This is a genomic window from Neobacillus cucumis (assembly GCF_023715505.1).
This window is the reverse complement of the sequence record NZ_JAMBOH010000082.1, coordinates 1-1534: the sequence shown is the minus strand read 5'-3', so window position 1 is coordinate 1534 and position 1534 is coordinate 1. Positions and strand designations below refer to the sequence as shown.

Sequence of the window (1534 nt, the reverse complement as noted above, 5' to 3'; positions counted from 1 at the left end):
CTTATTAGCCCCAAAATGAACTTGGACAGTAAGAGTAAAATTTATTATACTGCTTAATGTACCAAGGAGGTTGACATCATGAAACGCACAAAACATTCCAAAGAGTTTAAATTACAAGTCATCAAAGAGGCCCAAGAAACAGGGAACAATACCCTTGTGGCACGCCGGTATGAACTGAATCCAAATATGGTTGGTCGTTGGATTCGTGAATATAAAGACGGAAAATATGGAGACGTGGATGTGGCTGTTCTACCAGATCTTGATTCCAAAGAATTATCCAAGGAAAACGAAAAACTAAAAACGCTATTGGGTGAAAAAGACCTGGAAATAGCAATTCTAAGGGATTTAATAAAAAAGAAAAACCCTCACTTACTGAAAAACTTGAAGTAGCTGATAAATGGATTAAAAAAGGCTATTCCATTTCAAAGGTGCTCAAAATTATCGGTATTCCTCGTTCCACCTATTATTATCAAAAGAACTACCGGGTGGAAGAGAAAAAAGTGAGTGAGGGACGTCCAGCACCTGGTTATTCCTTCAAAGAGGACGGAAGAAAAGTATCAGATGAACAGATCAAAGAGTTTCTATTAGAAGAAATTGCAGGAGATGGCTTTAACTATGGCTACCGCAAGTTAACCAAAGTACTTCGAAGAAAATACAGTCTGATAATCAACAAGAAAAAAGTCTATCGCTTATGCAAGGAACTTGGGGTCTTACGACCACAACGACAAAAGAAAGTCTCTTATCCTAGGAAACTAGCAAGAAACCACATAATAAAAGGCTCCAATCAACTCTGGGAAGCTGATATTAAATACGGCTATATTGAAGGAGAAGATCGTTTTTTCTTTGTCATGTCGATTATCGATGTATACGACAGAGGCATCATAGCCTATCACATGGGATTAAGCTGCACTGGAGAAGATGTAAAACATACATTGAAAAGAGCATTACTAAAACGCCAACAATTCGATAAAATGGAAAAACCTGTGATTCGAACAGACAATGGACCACAGTTTATTTCCCATACATTCGAGGAGTTTTGTGAAAATTCTAAAATAGAACATGAAAGAATTCCACCAAGAACACCAAATATGAATGCCCATATTGAATCATTCCATCGCATATTTGAGGATGATTGCCTGTCCAGATGGCAGTTTGAAACTTATGCAGAAGCGTATCGGGAAGTTACTGATTTTATGGTCTACTATAACGAGAGACGCATGCACTCAAGCCTTTTAGACTTATCACCAAAAGAATTCTATCAAAAGCAGAACTCATTGGTGATCAAGGAGGTTCGGGTATAGTGGGCTCTATCCTTTTAAAGCATCAGCTTGATTTGGAGTGGCGGGCATGATAGCCTCGTTTGGCGATGCCAATGTTTGAAACAGCTGGCTTCTTGGCTGGAGAATTATGCCCGCAGAGGCTCCATGTCAAGCAACTTGGCCTTCTGAAAAAACAACGAAAGAAATCAAAAAATAAAAAACTACGAAAATGATAGATTAAGAGAGTAATTGTCCAAAATTCGGGGGTTAATCCG

Annotated in this window: 1 protein-coding gene; it reads left to right on the top strand. The window is 38.5% G+C overall.

The window, feature by feature from the left end:
- The first annotated feature begins 78 nt into the window (after positions 1-78).
- A protein-coding gene (locus tag M3226_RS31365; RefSeq protein WP_251573405.1) for an IS3 family transposase occupies positions 79-1301 on the top strand; the annotation gives its coding sequence in 2 pieces (ribosomal slippage) (positions 79-367 and positions 367-1301; 1224 coding nt in all).
- Positions 1302-1534: the final 233 nt, after the last annotated feature.